This is a genomic window from Methylobacterium sp. AC433 (assembly GCF_979253015.1).
This window is the reverse complement of the sequence record NZ_CEEDBN010000016.1, coordinates 39969-53738: the sequence shown is the minus strand read 5'-3', so window position 1 is coordinate 53738 and position 13770 is coordinate 39969. Positions and strand designations below refer to the sequence as shown.

At 71.9% G+C, this 13770-nt stretch carries 15 protein-coding genes; 6 read left to right on the top strand and 9 right to left on the bottom strand.

Annotated elements, in window-relative coordinates:
* Positions 1–20 precede the first annotated feature (20 nt).
* Genes AC0IWM_RS19380 through AC0IWM_RS19350 form a run of 7 tightly spaced genes read right to left on the bottom strand, consistent with a single transcriptional unit; the run spans position 21 to position 5806 of the window.
* Positions 21–1751: an L-aspartate oxidase gene (locus AC0IWM_RS19380; protein ID WP_471757645.1), complete on the bottom strand. Its 1731-nt coding sequence runs from the start codon at positions 1749–1751 to the stop codon at positions 21–23.
* Complete coding sequence (locus tag AC0IWM_RS19375; protein ID WP_471757643.1) at positions 1751–2356, bottom strand: fumarate hydratase C-terminal domain-containing protein; 606 nt, start codon at positions 2354–2356, stop codon at positions 1751–1753. The genes AC0IWM_RS19380 and AC0IWM_RS19375 overlap by 1 nt, the downstream gene beginning before the upstream one ends.
* A 27-nt stretch (positions 2357–2383) precedes the next feature.
* Positions 2384–3256, bottom strand: coding sequence for a fumarate hydratase (locus AC0IWM_RS19370; RefSeq protein WP_471757641.1), 873 nt, complete (start codon positions 3254–3256; stop codon positions 2384–2386).
* 26 nt (positions 3257–3282) lie between these two features.
* Positions 3283–3663 carry a succinate dehydrogenase, cytochrome b556 subunit gene (sdhC, locus tag AC0IWM_RS19365; protein WP_471757639.1) on the bottom strand — a complete coding sequence of 127 codons (381 nt, stop codon included), beginning with the start codon at positions 3661–3663 and terminating at the stop codon, positions 3283–3285.
* Positions 3660–3989, bottom strand: coding sequence for a succinate dehydrogenase (locus tag AC0IWM_RS19360; RefSeq protein ID WP_447677061.1), 330 nt, complete (start codon positions 3987–3989; stop codon positions 3660–3662). Before AC0IWM_RS19360 ends, sdhC begins: the two co-directional genes overlap by 4 nt.
* Positions 3986–4771, bottom strand: a complete 786-nt coding sequence (locus AC0IWM_RS19355; RefSeq protein WP_471757637.1) for a succinate dehydrogenase/fumarate reductase iron-sulfur subunit — start codon at positions 4769–4771, stop codon at positions 3986–3988. Before AC0IWM_RS19355 ends, AC0IWM_RS19360 begins: the two co-directional genes overlap by 4 nt.
* 3 nt (positions 4772–4774) lie before the next feature.
* Positions 4775–5806 carry an ABC transporter substrate-binding protein gene (locus tag AC0IWM_RS19350; protein WP_471757635.1) on the bottom strand — a complete coding sequence of 344 codons (1032 nt, stop codon included), beginning with the start codon at positions 5804–5806 and terminating at the stop codon, positions 4775–4777.
* A gap of 105 nt (positions 5807–5911) precedes the next feature.
* On the opposite strand from AC0IWM_RS19350, the gene AC0IWM_RS19345 reads away from it, so the two are divergent.
* The gene (locus AC0IWM_RS19345; RefSeq protein ID WP_471757633.1) at positions 5912–6700 is read left to right on the top strand and encodes a GntR family transcriptional regulator; all 789 of its coding nucleotides are present in this window, start codon (positions 5912–5914) and stop codon (positions 6698–6700) included.
* Between the two features lie 22 nt (positions 6701–6722).
* On the opposite strand, the gene AC0IWM_RS19340 is transcribed toward AC0IWM_RS19345, so the two are convergent.
* Both AC0IWM_RS19340 and AC0IWM_RS19335 read right to left on the bottom strand, forming a co-directional pair.
* A complete protein-coding gene (locus AC0IWM_RS19340; RefSeq protein WP_471757757.1) occupies positions 6723–7586 on the bottom strand; it encodes an ABC transporter permease in 864 nt (287 codons plus the stop codon).
* A gap of 28 nt (positions 7587–7614) precedes the next feature.
* On the bottom strand, positions 7615–8409 hold the full coding sequence (locus AC0IWM_RS19335; RefSeq protein ID WP_471757631.1) for an ABC transporter ATP-binding protein: 795 nt from the start codon (positions 8407–8409) through the stop codon (positions 7615–7617).
* 471 nt (positions 8410–8880) lie between these two features.
* Here AC0IWM_RS19335 and AC0IWM_RS19330 point away from each other — a divergent pair, with 471 nt between their 5' ends.
* The 5 genes from AC0IWM_RS19330 to AC0IWM_RS19310 all read left to right on the top strand — a co-directional run bounded on the left by AC0IWM_RS19330 (position 8881) and on the right by AC0IWM_RS19310 (position 13592).
* Positions 8881–9891, top strand: coding sequence for a 2-keto-3-deoxygluconate permease (locus AC0IWM_RS19330; RefSeq protein ID WP_471757629.1), 1011 nt, complete (start codon positions 8881–8883; stop codon positions 9889–9891).
* Between the two features lies 1 nt (position 9892).
* A complete protein-coding gene (locus AC0IWM_RS19325) occupies positions 9893–11158 on the top strand; it encodes a four-carbon acid sugar kinase family protein (protein WP_471757627.1) in 1266 nt (421 codons plus the stop codon).
* Positions 11155–12156, top strand: coding sequence for a 4-hydroxythreonine-4-phosphate dehydrogenase PdxA (pdxA, locus tag AC0IWM_RS19320; RefSeq protein ID WP_471757625.1), 1002 nt, complete (start codon positions 11155–11157; stop codon positions 12154–12156). The genes AC0IWM_RS19325 and pdxA overlap by 4 nt, the downstream gene beginning before the upstream one ends.
* A gap of 107 nt (positions 12157–12263) precedes the next feature.
* Complete coding sequence (locus AC0IWM_RS19315; RefSeq protein WP_471757623.1) at positions 12264–13037, top strand: DeoR/GlpR family DNA-binding transcription regulator; 774 nt, start codon at positions 12264–12266, stop codon at positions 13035–13037.
* An 87-nt stretch (positions 13038–13124) separates the two neighbouring features.
* Positions 13125–13592, top strand: a complete 468-nt coding sequence (locus tag AC0IWM_RS19310) for a hypothetical protein (RefSeq protein WP_471757755.1) — start codon at positions 13125–13127, stop codon at positions 13590–13592.
* Positions 13593–13770 lie beyond the last annotated feature (178 nt).

Here is a 13770-nt window from a genome sequence, read left to right as displayed (position 1 = left end):
CGTCGGGTGGGGGCGCGGCCTCAGGCCGCCGCGTCGAGCAGGGAGGCGCCGGGGCGCACATGGGTGAAGGCGACGGGCTCAAGGGTGACGTCGAGCCCGTTTCCGCCCTGGCGCACCACGGTGTAGCGCGAGGTGGCGAGATCCGAGGCCTCGGGGAAGTCCTCCCGGAAATGCGCCCCGCGGCTGTCGGTACGGGCCAGGGCGGCGGCGCGGATCGACTGGCTGACGAGGACGAGGTTCTCGAGGTTGAGCCGGTCCATCCAGGTCAGGTTGTAGCGGCGGTCGCCGTCGGGAATGCCGGCCTCCGCGACCGCGGCGGCGAGGCCGTCGAGGCGGTCGCCGGCCCGGGCCAGCCCGGCCGCGTCGCGCAGGATGCCGACATCGTCCCACATGGTGGCGTAGAGGGCTTCGCGAATGGCCTCCAGGTCGCCGGCCCGACGCCCGAGGGGACCGTAGGCGCGGGCGAGCCCCGCCTCGACGACGTGGGGATCAGGCTCGGCCCGATGGGTCACGCCCCGGACTTCGCGGGCCATGGCGGCGCCGGCCAGGCCCCCGAACACCGTCGAGTTGGCGACGCCGTTGCCGCCGAGGCGGTTGGCGCCGTGCACCCCGCCGGTATCCTCGCCCGCCGCGTAGAGGCGCGGAAGCTCGGTGCCGCAGCCGGGGCGGAAGGCGACCCCGCCCATCATGTAGTGGGCGGTGGGGATCACCTCGACCAGGCCCCCGGCGAGGTCGAAGCCGCAATCGGCGCAGCGCTCGACCATGCCCTTGAACTTGCGCCGGACGTCGGCGGGGCCGAGATGGCTCATCTGGATGTAGACGCCGCCGTTCGGGCTGGCCTGGCCGTCGCGGATGCGCCGCATGATCGAGCGGCTCACCACGTCGCGGGTCGCCCGCTCCGCGCGCGGGTCGTAGTGGTGCATGAAGCGCTCGCCCGAGGCATCGAGCAGGTAGCCGCCCGCACCCCGCAGGCCCTCCTCCAGCACCGTTCCGGTCATCCGGGTGCCGGCGCCCGCCAGCAGCCCGGTGGGATGGAACTGCACCATCTCCATGTCGCGCAAGGGGAGCCCGGCGCGCAGCGCCATGGCGAGGCCGTCGCAGGTCTTGTCACCGGACGGCGTGTGGAACTTGTACATGGTCGGGCCGCCGCCCGTGGCGAGCAGCGTCGCCTTGGCCCGCACCAGCACGGGCACGCCGGTGCGCATGTCGAGCATCAGGACGCCGGCGAGGCCGGAGCCGTCGGCGGCCGGGACCAGCTCGAGGGCGCGGTGGTCCTCCAGGCGCCGGACGTCCCGGCGCCAGACCTGCTCGGAGAGGCGGTTGATGATCTCGATGCCGGTGAGGTCGCCCTTGTGCACGGTCCGGTCGAAGGTCTGCCCCGCGAAGGCCTTCTGGTGGACGCTGCCGTCGGGGTTGCGGTCGAAGAAGCAGCCGAGCTCGGTCTCGAGTTCGCGGATGCGGACCTGCGCTTCCGTGACCAGGGTCCAGGCCAGCTCCTGGTCGTTGAGCCACTTGCCGCCCTCGATCGTGTCCATGAAGTGGCGCTCGACCGAATCGCCCGGGGCGAGGGCGACGTTGTAGCCGCCCTGGACCATGCGGGTGCAGCCGCACTTGCCGAGCAGCCCCTTCACCGCGACGGTGACGTCGAGATCCGGCGCGGTCTTCTTGGCGTGCAGGGCGGCGAACAGGCCCGCCCCGCCGGAGCCCAGGATGAGGATGTCGGTCTCGATCGCTGCGAGGTCGGTCCGCATCAGGCGGCTCCCAGGCTCTGGATGATGGCGTCGCGCCGGCTGGCGACGTCGCGCTGGACCTCGGCGAAGAGCGAGCCCCCATGGGAATCCATGCCGACGAGCAGGGGGCCGAAGTCGCGGATCGCGAACTTCCACAGGCTCTCGGGATGGAGGTCGTCGAGGTCGATGTCGTCGATCCGCTCGATCCAGGTCGTCTCCAGGGCGGCCGCACCGCCCACGATGGCGAGGTAGGCGCCGCCCTGCTCGGCGAAGGCCGCGAGGGTCTTCGGTCCCATGCCGCCCTTGCCGACGATGAGGCGGACGCCCTCGCGCCGCATCAGCGCATCGGTGAAGCGCTCCATCCGCATGGAGGTGGTGGTGCCGATGCAGAACGGGGCGTAGCCGACGGGAGCCTCGGCCGAGACCGGCACCCGGTGGACGTTGGGCGCGGTGTGGATCACGGCGTGGCCGGCGAGGTCGAGATGGGTCCGGCGCTCCCGGTCGAACATGTGGATCAGGGTCGCGTCCCGGATGCCGAACAGGGTCCTGCGCAAGGTCACGGTGTCGCCGATGCGCAGGGCGCGCGCCTGCGCTTCGTCGATCGGCATGTCGAGGATGTGGTGCATGGCGCGGGCCCTCCCGGAGGCGGCGATTCAGTCGAAGGCGATGCCGCCCGGGGTGAAGGTCGCCCGGGCCCGGCGGGCCGAGTGGCACTGGATGTTCACCGCCACCGGGTTCTGGGTGATGTGGGTCGCGGCGACCTCGACATGGACCGCGAAGCTGGTGGAGCGGCCGCCGAGCCCCTGCGGGCCGATGCCGAGCTCGTTGACGGCGCGCGAGAGCTCCGCCTCGATCCGGGCGCCCTCGGGATCGGAGCAGGCGGTGCGCAGCTTGCGGGTGGCCGCCACCTTGGCCAGATGCATGCACAGGTCCGAGGTGCCGCCGATGCCGACGCCCACGATGGTCGGCGGGCAGACGCGGCCGCCGAGCTCGATCACCCGGTCGATGACGAAGCGCTTGACCGCGTTGATGCCGTCCGAGGGCAGGAGCATCTGCAGGAACGAGCCGTTCTCCGAGCCCGAGCCCTTGGGGATCATCTCCACCGACACGGTCTCGGGCCGGTCGTCGAAATCCACGTGGATGATCGGCACGCGGATGCCGCAGGAGGTCTGCTCGTTCACCCGGGTGATCGGGTGGACCACCGAGGAGCGCAGGGAGTGCTCGGTGGTGGCCCGGGCGCAGCCGCGCCGGATGGCGGCCTTGAGGTCCACGCCCTCGACGCGCACGTCGCGCCCGATCACCACGTTGTAGATCGGGATGCCGGTGTCCTGGCAAAGGATGTTCTTGGTGCGCTCGGCCACCGCGATGTTCTCCACCATGGTGCCGAGGATCGCCCGGCCGGTGGCGCTGGTCTCGTCGCGGGCGAGATCGGCGAAGCCCGCCTTGATGTCGGGGGGCAGCAGCTTCAGGGCGCGGACGTAGAGGTCCTTGCACACCGCTTCGACTTCGGTGAGGTCGAGGTCCATGCCGGTCTCCTTATCGAGGGTTGGGCTCAGGCGCCGCCGAGCAGGAACAGGAGCCCGACCGCGAGACCCGCCGCCACGCAGGTCGAGACGACGAGCGCCGTGCGCTCGCGGCGCGCGAACCACTCGATGGCGAGCACGCGCAGGCCCAGGATCAGGTGCAGGGCGAGCGCGCTGACGAGGCCCCACTCGGCCACGCGCACGAAGCCGTTGTGGGTGAGCCCGAGGAAGCTCTCGAGGCGGTCCGCCCCCTGGAGCGCCGTCCCCAGGGCGATGAAGTGCATCGGCAGGAACAGGGCCAGGGCGATCCCCGAGAGCCGGTGCAGCAGGGCGGCGGCGAAGCCGGCGCGGGGGCGCGCCGCGCCGAGGGCGCCGCGCCGGGGCGGGGCGGTCTGGGTCCCGGCGCTCATGCGACGTAGACCGCCAGCGCCGCCCGCAGGCCGAGGACGAGGAGGAGCGCCGAGACGGCGAGCATCGCCCCGTCGAGGGAGCGCCCGCGCCAGCGCGTCCACTCGCGCAGGATGCCGCGCAGGCCGATCGGCGCATGGATCGCCGCCGCCACGACGAAGACGCCGTAGAACAGGAGGAAGGCGAGGTTGCCCTGCGTGCGGCCGAGGATCTCCCCGGCGGTGAGGCCGCCGCGCACGGCGTACAGGATCGTGCCGAGATGGACCGCCACCGCCACCGCCAGGATCACGGCGGTGCCGCGCTGGGCCACGTAGAGGAGGGGGCTCATGCCGGCCTCCGGAAGTGCCGGGCGCCGAGCCGCTTCAGGGCGGACCGGGCGGTGGCGCGCTTCAGGCCCGCGATGGCGAAGGTCGGCGCCAGGGCCTTCGGGCAATGCTCGGTGCAGCTCATGTGGGTGTGGCAGGACTGGCAGCCCGCATCCCCGGACACGGCCGCGAGGCGCGCCTCCTGGCCCCGGTCGCGGACGTCGTTGACCAGGGTCCAGGCCCGATTGAGGGCGGCCGGCCCGAGATAGTCGGGATTCCACGTGACCACGTCGCAGGCCGCGTAGCAGACACCGCAATTGATGCACTCGATGCCGGCGTCCACCGCCCGGCGCTCCGGAGAATCCGGTGCCACCACGGCGAAATCCGCGGGCGGCGCGGCGCCCGGCTCGAAGGCGCCGTGGGCGGCCGTCCACTTCTCGAAGAACGGCTCCATGTCGACGGCCAGATCCTTGACCACCGGCAGGTTGCGCAGGGGCTCGAGGGTGAGGCCGTCATCCTCCGCCACCGCCGCGACTCGCGTGCGGCAGGTCCAGCGCGGGCGGCCGTTCACCATCATGGCGCAGGAGCCGCACATGCCGACCCGGCAGGCGAAGCGGTAGGCCAGGGTCGGGTCCTGCTCGCGCTGGATCTCGGTGACCACGTCGAGGATGGTCTGGGCGGGGCGCCGCGCCACGGCGAAGGCCTGGAAGCCGCCGTCCCGCCGGATGCGCACCGTCAGCGTCGCGCCCGGCGCGGCTTCGACGGTGGGATCGGCCGGCGACGCCGTGGACACCGGAGCGTTCATGGCTCAGCGCTCCGCCTTGGCGGCGGCGCCGGGAAAGAACAGCTCGCCCTGATCGGCGGCCTTGGCGGACACGAGCCCGGCGCGGTTCATGTAGTCGAGATAGGCCAGCATGTTCAGGGGCGCGCTGGTCCACTGGGTCTGCGGCGCCTGGATGATCTCCACGGCCTCCGCCTCGCTCAGCCGGGCGTTCTCGGCCTTGATCCACAGGGTCGCCACCTTGGCGGGCTCGGCCTTGATCAGCGCCAGGCTCTCCTCCAGGGCGCCCCGGAAGGCGGCCACGATCTTCGGGTTGGCGGAGACGAAGCGGTTGCTCGCCCAGACCAGGTTGAAGGTGTGCGGGCCGCCCAGCACGTCGTAGCTGTCGAGCACCTTGCGGGCACGGGGATCCTTCAGCTCCATTTCCTGGAACGGCGGCGAGCCGAAATGCGCCGTGATCTCGGAGCGTCCGCCGAGCATCGCCGTCTGCGCATCGGGATGGCCCATCGAGACCGTGAGCGGGTCGAGCCTGCCCTGCTGGCCGGGCCCGAAGGCCTTCTCGGCGGCCATCTGCAGGGTGATCGCCTGGATCGAGCTCTTCACCGTCGGCAGGGCGATCTTGTCCTTGTCCGTGAAGTCCTTGATCGACGTGACCGCCGGGTTCACGCTCACCAGCCAGAGCGGCATCGCGTTCAGGGCGGCGACGCCCTTGACCTGCAGGTTGCCCCGCGTGCGCCCCCAGATCGTCAGCATCGGCCCGACGCCGCCGGCGGCGAGATCGAGGTTCCCCGAGAGCAGGGCCTCGTTCATGCCGGAGCCTCCGGTGAAGCGGAGCCACTCGGTCTTGAGCTCCAGGCCCTGCTGGCGGGCGTGCTTCTCGAGAAGCTTCTCCTCCTCCATCACGGTCAGCGGCAGGTAGGAGATGCCGAACTGCTTGGCGAGGCGCACCACCGGAGCCTCCGCCCGGGCGGCCCCCGAGCCGGCCAGAAGGCTCGCCGAAAGGGTCGCGGAGACCAGCGCCGCGGCTCCGCAGAGCCGGATGAGACGGCCGAGCGCCATGTGTTCCTCCTGCCTGGGCCCGAATTCTCTGGTCCGGTGCCGAGGGCCACGATAGCCTCGCATCGACCGCTGTCAACGGTCATATGTCATATATATGAGTTGCCGATGTCGAACCGAAGCCGCGCCGCCGCCGAATCCCTGGATCCCTCCGCGGTCCCGTCGCCGGCCGAGCCCGCGACCGCGCCCCTGGCGAGCCGCCCGCTCTACCTGCAGGCGCGCGACCTGCTGCTGCGCCGGATCGTGGACGGGACCTGGAAGCCGGGCGGCTACCTGCCGAGCGAGCCGCAGCTGGCCCTCGACCTCGGCGTCTCCATCGGGACGATCCGCAAGGCCATGGAGGACCTCGTCGGACAGGGCCTGCTGGAGCGCCAGCACGGGCGCGGCACCCAGGTGGTGCCCCATTCGAGCGACCGGTCGCGCTTCCGCTTCCTGCGCTTCGTCCACGGCGACGGCCGGCCGTTCCGCCCCGTGGCCCACGTCCTCTCGGCCGGGACCGCACGGGCCGACGCGCAGGACCGGGGCGCCCTCGGGCTCGGGCCGGGCGCGAAGGTGCTGGTCCTCCTGCGCACCCGCAGCGAGGACGGCGTGCCGATGATCTACGAGCGGATCGCGCTGCCGGCCGAACCCTTCGCCGCATTGCGGGCGGAGCCCGGCGCCGAGATGCTGGAGGAGATCTACGTGCTCTACCAGGCGCGCTGCGGCCAGACCGTGGCGCGGGCGCGGGACGCGATCGCCACCGACCGGGCGGCCCCCGCCATCGCGCAGGCCCTCGGCTGCCCGCCGGGGACGCCCCTGCTCCTGGTGCGCCGGGTCGCCGTGTCCCTCGCCGGCGCCCCGATCGAGTACCGCCAGAGCTGGACGGCCGCGCTCCACTACCGCTCAGACCTCGACTGACGGACCGAAGGCCCGGCCCGCCTCAAGCCTGCATGCCCCAGCGCTGCAGGGTGTGGCGCTCGATGGTCTGGAAGATCAGGTTCTCGACGCAGAGGCCGATGAGAATCACCGTCAGCAGCCCCGCGAACACGTTGGGGATGTCGAGCATGTTCTTGTTCTCGAAGATGAACCAGCCCAGCCCGCCCGAGCCCGAGCTGACGCCGAAGACGAGTTCCGCCGCGATCAGGGTGCGCCAGGCGAAGGCCCAGCCGACCTTGAGGCCCGTCAGGATGCTGGGGAAGGCCGCCGGGATCAGGATCTTGGTGATGAGCCGGCTGCCGCGCAGGCCGTAGTTGCGGCCGACCATCTTCAGGGTGCGGGAGACCGAGAGGAAGCCCGAATGGGTGTTCAGCGCGATCGCCCAGGTCACCGAGTGGACCAGCACGAAGATCAGGCTGCCGTTGCCCAGGCCGAACCAGATCAGGGCCAGCGGCAGCAGCGCGATGGCCGGCAGGGGATTGAACATCGAGGTCATCGTCTCGAGGAAGTCCGTGCCGATGCGCGAGCTGATCGCGATGCCGGTCAGCACGGTCGCCAGCAGGATCCCGAGGCCGTAGCCGATCAACAGCACCTTGATGGAGCCCCAGGCCCGCAGCACCAGCGTGCCGTCCGCGACCCCGCGGGCGAAGGCCGTCACGGTGGCGGTGAAGGTCGGGAACAGGAGGTCGTTGTCGAGGTAGCGCCCGTAGGCCTCCCAGATCAGGGCCAGCACCGCCAGGATGACGAGCTTGCGCAGCCAGCCGTGGTTGTAGAGGCGCTCCACGGTCGAGAGCGGCTTCTCGACGATGGCGCCGCCATAGGCGCCGCCGGTCTCGCGGACGATCTCGGGGCGGGCGGGGCGGAGCATGACGGGCGACACGAGCACCTTCGCGGTCCTAGACATTCTCCGCCTCCTTGATCTCTTCGGAAAACAGCATCTGGTGGATGCGCTTCTCCAGCAGCAGGGTTTCCTCCGGCGAGCCGGCCGTGTTGAGCTCGGCCTTGACCTCGCCGGGATGGGGCGAGAGCAGGAGGATGCGCGAGCCGATCTTGATCGCCTCCGGGATCGAGTGGGTGACGAACAGCACCGTGAAGCGGGTCTCCTCCCACAGGGCCAGGAGTTCGTCCTGCATCCGGCGCCGCGTCAGGGCATCCAGCGCCGCGAAGGGCTCGTCCATGAGCAGGATGTCGGGCTCCATCGCCATGCCGCGGGCGATGGCCACGCGCTGCTTCATGCCGCCCGAGAGCATGTGCGGATAGCTGTCGGCGAAGGCCGAGAGGTTGACTTTGTCGATATAGTGCATGGCCCGCTCGTCGGCGGCTCGGCCCGACAGGCGCCCCGAGGCCTCGAGGGCGAAGGCCACGTTCTGGCGCACGGTCTTCCACGGCAGGAGCTGATCGAATTCCTGAAACACCATCATCCGGTCCGGGCCGGGCTCGGTGACGGCCTGGCGCTTCAGGCGGATCTGCCCCTCCGTCGGCGCCATGTAGCCGCCGACGGACTTCAGGAGGGTGGATTTCCCGCACCCCGACGGCCCGAGCAGGACGAACCGGTCGCTCGGAAAGACCTGGAAGCTGACCCGGTAGGTCGCCGTGACGAGGTGATGAGGGGTCTTGTACTGCAGCGTGACGCCATCGACTTCAAGCAGAGGCTCAGTGAAGTCCGATGGCAAGCCTGTCACCAAGCTCATAACATCCTCCCTTAAGCCACGCGCATGGCGGCGATTCTGTTTTCGCGAGCGGTCTGGAGCCGCTTTTCATCCGAACGTCTGCCTTGTCGGCACCCGAAACCTGGGTCGCTGCAGAGTGGCACGATCGCCCCGGTGCAGCCAGAGCCCTGGCGCCACCGACCGGCCGGCCAAAATCGTTCGTCGCGACTCTTGGATATCAAGCACGATCCTTCCTGTAAATATAATAGCTATCTATTATAAGACAGGAATAAAAATCTATTCCGGGCCGCCGGAACGCCGAGCGGCCGGGGACGCAGCCCGCGGCGAGGGTGCGGCCGCGCGCTCAAGGCTGCGCGCATCGCGCAATTTTCTTGACGAGATGCGCGTTATGATCAGAATGTTCCTGATCGCTTCCGTCGAGACCGTGCGGCCGGCATCGGGAAATCTTCAAGAGTCAAAAAATTGCGCAAAACGCGCACAGAGGAGACGCGCATGCAGATTCCGATCAAACGGGCCATCGAGGCGGTGCCGGGCGGCATGATGGTGGTGCCGCTCCTGGCCGGCGCCCTGATCGCCACGTTCTTTCCCGGCACCCCGAAGCTGTTCGGGTCGTTCACCGGCGCGCTCTTCTCCGGCGCCCTGACGATCCTGGCGGTCTTCTACGTCTGCATGGGCGCCAGCATCGATTTCCGCGCGACGCCCTACATCATGAAGAAGGGCGGCACCCTGCTGATCGTGAAGGTGGGCATCGCCATCCTGCTCGGGCTGGTCTTCGGGCAGGTCCTCGGCGAGGCGCCCGTCGCGGCCGGGATGTTCGCGGGCCTCTCCACCCTGGCGGTCGTCGCCTCCATGAACGACACCAACGGGGGGCTCTACATGGCGCTGATGGGCCAGTACGGCCGCCCGCGCGACGTCGGGGCCTACACCGTGATGTCCCTGGAGAGCGGCCCCTTCCTCACCATGGTGACCCTCGGGGTCGCCGGGCTCTCGGCCTTTCCCTGGCAGACCCTCGTGGGTGCGATCCTGCCGCTCCTCGTCGGCATGATCATCGGCAACCTCGACCGGGAGATGCGCGACTTCCTCGGCCGGGCGATCCCCGTGATGATCCCGTTCTTCGCCTTCGCCCTCGGAGCCGGCCTCGACCTCACGAAGGTCTGGCAGGCGGGCCTGCTCGGCCTCGCCATGGGCGTCGCCGTGGTGGTCGTCACCGGCATCCCGCTGTTCTTCGCCGACCGGCTCACGGGGGGCACCGGCGTCGCCGGGGTCGCGGCGGCCTCGACGGCGGGCAACGCCGCCGCCGTGCCGGCGATCGTCGCCTCGGCGAACCCGGCCTATGCCGAGGCCGCCGGGCCGGCCACGATCCTGGTGGCGGCCTGCGTCGTCGTCACGGCGATCCTCGTGCCGATCGCCACTGCCTGGGCCTCCCGCCGATTCGGCGGCGGCGAGGCGGAGGCCGAGACCCCGGAGGCCGTCGCGCCCGCCCAGCCCGTCGCCGGCCGCTGACATGACCTGCGCCGATTCGGGCCGCCGCTGGCTGATCCTCGCCGACGACCTGACGGGGGCGGCCGACTGCGCCATCGCCTTCGAGCGGCGCGGCCTCGGCGCGGCGGTGACCTGGGGCGCCGCCGCGGGCCTCGATGCCCGGGACCTCGCGGTCCTGGCCTACGACGCCGACAGCCGCGGCCTGTCCGCGGCGGCGGCGGCGCAGCGGCACGCCGACCTGCTGGGACGCTGGCTCGAACCGGACCGGCTCCTGTTCAAGAAGATCGATTCGACGCTCCGGGGCCAGCCCGCCGCCGAGACCGCCGCCACGATGGCGGTCCTGGCGGCCCGGACCGGCTCGGCCTTCGGCATCTGCGCCCCGGCCTTCCCGGCCACCGGCCGGACCACCTTGGGGGGCCGGGTCCGGGTCGACGGCCGCCCCCTCGAGGAGGCGGAGGTCTGGCGGCGCGACCACACCTACGCGAGCGCCGACCTCGGGGCCGTCCTCGCCGGTGCGGGCATCCGCAGCGAGGTGGTGCCGCTCGCGGCCGTGCGCGGAGCCGGCCTCGCCGCCGACCTCGCCCGGATCGCCGCCGCGGGGCCGGCCGTCGCGGTCTGCGACGCCGAGACCGACGCGGACCTCGACCGGATCGCGGCGGTGGGCCTGTCCGTCGCGCCGGCCCCGTTCTTCATCGGCAGCGCGGGCCTCGCCCATGCGCTCGCCGCGCTTCGGGCCGAGCCCGCCGGTGCGCCGGCCCCCCTCGCGCCGAGCCGGTTCGGCAGCCTGATGGTGGTCGGCTCCCTGGCGGCCGCCAGCCGGGCGGCCACCCGCAGGCTTGCCGGGCAGGACGGCGTCACCCACCTGCCCGTCACGCCCGAGACGCTGCTGGGCGCGGGCGCGGACCGGGCCGCTTTCGCCCAGCACGTCGCCGAAATCCTCGAGGCCGGCGGCGACGCCCTGGTCGAGATCACCGCGGCGGGCGCCCCCGACCTGACCCTCGGCCCGCGCCTGGCCCGGAGCCTCGCCGAGGCGCTCGACCCGGTGGCGGCCCGGATCGGTGCCGTCGCGGCCACCGGCGGCGAGACCGCCGCCGCGCTGCTGGCCCGCTTCGGCGTCGACGGCATCCGGCTCGTCGACGAGATCGAGCCCGGTGTCTCCCTCGGCCTGACCCTCGGGCGCCTCGCCGTGCCGGTCGCCACCAAGGCCGGCGCCTTCGGCGACGCCGACTCCCTCATCCGCATCCGCGCGCGCCTGCGCGCCGCCAGAATCGAAGGACGCCTGTCATGACCCGCCCCACTCTCGCGATCACCATGGGCGATCCCGCCGGCATCGGCCCGGAGATCATCATGAAGGCCCTGGGGCATGCCGAGGTCCAGGCGACGTGCCGGCCCCTGGTCGTCGGCGATGCCGAGCGCCTGCGGCAGGCCGGCCGGATCGTCGGCTCGGACCTGGCGGTCGCGTCCCTGTCCGCGGCCGGGGAGGCGGATTTCGACAGCGGGGCGGTCCAGTGCCTCGACCTCAAGGTCGTGCCCGCCGACCTGCCGTTCGGGCAGGTCTCGCCGGCGGCGGGGGAGGCGGCCTACCGCTACATCGAGAAGGCGGTGGCGGTGGTGCAGGCCGGGCAGGCCCAGGGCATCTGCACCGCGCCCCTGTCCAAGGAGGCGCTCCACGCCGCCGGACACAGGTATCCGGGCCATACCGAGCTCCTCGCCCACCTCACGGGCACGCCGGAGGTCTCGATGATGCTGGTCTCGCCGAAGCTGCGGGTGATCCACGTCACCACCCATATCGGCCTCATCGACGCCATCGCGAAGATCGAGCCCGGCCTGGTCGAGCGCGTCATCGCCCGCGGCCACGCCGTCCTGGTGAAGGCCGGCATCGCCGATCCGAAGATCGGCGTCTGCGCGATCAATCCCCATGCCGGCGAGAACGGCCTGTTCGGGCGCGGCGAGGAGGCGGAGAAGATCGCCCCGGCCATCGCGGCCTGCCAGGCGAAGGGCTGGGACGTGCGCGGGCCGCTGCCGGCCGACACGCTGTTCTTCCTCGCCGGCCGGGGCGACTACGACATGGTGGTGGCGATGTACCACGATCAGGGCCACGGCCCGATCAAGGTCCTGGGCCTCGAGGCGGGGGTGAACATCACCGTGGGCCTGCCGGTGATCCGCACCTCGGTCGACCACGGCACGGCCTTCGACATCGCCGGCAAGGGGATCGCCGACGAGCGCAGCCTGATCGAGGCCCTGCGCCAGGCGGTCGACCTCGCCCCGAAGTCGATCGCCGCCTGAGGCCGCGCCCATCCCGCGGCGCGGCCGCCGATCCGGGCGAAACGCCCTGGCCAGCGGCCGCGACCTGCGCCATGACGCGGGACCGAAACGGGGGGAGCCACGAACCCATGTCGATGCGCAGCCAGGAGCGTCGGGCGTTGCTGCTGGAGGCGCTGAGCGTCGGCGAGATCGACGTCGACGACGTGGCGGCCCGCCTGAAGGTCTCCGCCTCGACGGTCCGCCGCGACCTGCAGCACCTCTCCGCCACCCGGGCCGTGCGCCGGACCTATGGCGGGGCGATCCTGACGCGCCATCCGCCCGAGACCACCCTGACCGAGCGGCTCGCCGTGAACGGGGCCGAGAAGCGGGCGATCGCCCGCGCCGCCCTCGACCTCGTGGCGGACGGCGACACGCTGATCCTCGATGCCGGCTCCACGGTCGCGGCCTTCGGCCAGCTCCTCGCGAGGCGGCGGCTGCGCATCATCACCAACAACCTCGCGCTGCTGCCCTTCCTGGCCGAGGCCCCCGGGCTCGACCTCGTCGTCCTCGGGGGGGCGCTGCGGGCCACCAGCATGAGCACCGTCGGCCCCCTCGCCATCGAGGCCCTGCGCCTGATGACGGCGGACCGCGCGATCGTCAGCGCCGACGGGGTCGTGGCCGGGCGCGGCCTGTGCGAGGCCAGCCTCGATCAGGTCGCCCTGAAGTCCCTGATGATGCGCCAGGCGCGCGAGGTGATCGTGCTGGCCAATGCGGGCAAACTCGGCCGCGCCGAGCAGACCGCCTGGGCGCCGCTTCCGCGCGACTGGACCCTGGTGACCGATTCCCCCGAACCGCGCGAGCAGCTGCGGCGCCTCGCCGAGGCCGGCGCCCGGATCCACGTGGCGCCCGACCGGGAGGGCTGAGGCCCGAGCCGGCTACCGCCGCCGCGTCTGTCCGGGCTAGGATCGGCCGATCCTGGGCCGGAGGCCGGACGCGTGCAGCGACGCCTGATGAAGTTCCTCCACACGATGGGGGCGACCGGATTGATGGGGGCGATGGCCGCCCTCGTCGTCATGCTCGGCGTGGCGCCGCCGCCGAGCGCCCTCGACGGCTACACCGCGGCGCGGGCCGCCATGGGTGCGGTCGCCACCTGGATCGTCCTGCCGAGTCTGGCGCTGACGCTGGTCTCCGGCCTTCTGGCCATGACCCTGAACCGTGGCTTCCTGAACGCGGGCTGGGCCTGGCTGAAGCTCGCCACCGGGGTGCTGATGTTCGAGGGCGTCCTCGTCTACGTGCAGGGGCCGATGCGCCAGGAGGCGGAGCAGAGCGCCCTGGCCCTGGCCGGCCGGGTCGATCCCGCCACCCTCGCGGCGACCCTCGGGCCGGAGCGCGACACGCTCTGGGTGCTGCTGGCGGTGGCCACCGCCAACGTCGTCCTCGGGGTCTGGCGGCCTCGGCTCCTGCGCCTGCCCCGGTAGCGGATCGCGGCCCGGCTCCGGTCCGGGCAGGGTCGCCGCCGGACGGGACGCCCTCGGGTCCCGGGCCGGGTCGCGACATGTGTTCCGCCTCGCGTTCCGGCGCCGAACAAGTCTTGTCGTGGAACGCGTCGCCCGACGGCAGGCAAAGGACAGCATCGCGCCCCGCCGTCGGAGATCA